A 1,285-nucleotide genomic window follows, 5' to 3' on the forward strand; every position below is an offset into this window, starting at 1 on the left:
ATGGCGAATGACGTAAAGTATGGCTTGAGCGCCTCAATTTTTACAAATCGCTTAGATGAGGTATTCAAATACACGGATGAAATAGAAGCGGGTATGATTCGAATTAATGGGGAAAGCACCGGTGTTGAGCTTCAGGCACCGTTTGGCGGGTTGAAGGCCTCCAGTACTCAATCGAGGGAACAGGGAAGAGCCGCTATAGAATTCTTTACTTCGATTAAAACGATAACGGTAAAACCATAAATTTAATAGTATAACCACTATGGGTAAGGAATCATTTAATCTTGCTTTTGGGCCACTACATTAATAATAAAAGGAGTAATGTAATATGAAATTGAGGGACAAAGTAGCGGTTATTAGTGCATCTGCCTCCGGTATGGGGAAAGCGGGAGCGATTCTTTTTGCAAAAGAAGGCGCTATAGTAAATATTTTGGACATTAATCGTGAGAATGGAGAACAGGTTGTAAAAGAAATTCGGGATCATGGCGGACAAGCAAACTATTTTCATACTGATTTATCGGATGTATCAGCTATAAAAGATACAATTGAAAAAATTAATCAGCAATATAAACGTATTGATGTTCTCTGGAATCACATCGGTATTCCAGGACCTTCCGGATTAGATGAAGTGGAAGAGAAAGACTACGATTTTGCAATGAACTTGAATGTGAAAAGTGGCTTTTTTACAACTAAATATGCTTTACCGTTAATCCCTAATGGCGGCTCCATTATTTTCACAGCATCTATTTCTGGCCTGGTCGCTTCTCCTTTAAGTCCGGTTTATAGTGCTGGTAAAGGTGCGGTGGTTAATCTTGTCCGATCACTAGCCGTTCATCTTGGCAATCGGAATATTCGTGTCAATAGCATTTGCCCCGGTCTAACTGAAACGCCTATGATGAATCAGTTTCTAAAAAGAAATCAGCATGATAATTTAGATGAAAACAGAAGAAAATTCACGGATAATATCCCGCTTGGAAGAGTGGGACAGCCTAATGATATAGCAAATGCTGCCCTATTTCTTGCTTCTGAAGATTCCGCATATATATCCGGTGTTAATCTTCCTGTCGATGGAGCTTATACAGCTAAATAATGAAAATAAGAAGTCTATCCGTCGTGAACAGCACTGTTTCAAAAATAAGAAAAACTGTCTCAAAATTGAGACAAGAATAATAAGTTTATATTATGATATTATTCTAAATTTTTGGATTAATGTTGTTTTAAATTTGCTACACAATAAAAAAAGACCGTATAAAAATTAAGGAAAAATCGCCTCCATATAGCTTGGCAC

Annotated in this window: 2 protein-coding genes; both read left to right on the forward strand. The window is 37.5% G+C overall.

Annotated elements, in window-relative coordinates; all coding sequences use genetic code 11:
• On the forward strand, window positions 1-240 hold a 240-nt coding region (locus tag ADA01nite_RS21685; RefSeq protein ID WP_146812499.1), incomplete at its 5' end, for an aldehyde dehydrogenase family protein.
• 85 nt (window positions 241-325) lie between these two features.
• On the forward strand, window positions 326-1,087 hold the full coding sequence (locus ADA01nite_RS21690; RefSeq protein WP_146812500.1) for an SDR family NAD(P)-dependent oxidoreductase: 762 nt from the start codon (window positions 326-328) through the stop codon (window positions 1,085-1,087).
• The last annotated feature ends 198 nt before the right edge of the window (window positions 1,088-1,285 follow it).

Source organism: Aneurinibacillus danicus, assembly GCF_007991215.1.
GTDB lineage: Bacteria > Bacillota > Bacilli > Aneurinibacillales > Aneurinibacillaceae > Aneurinibacillus > Aneurinibacillus danicus.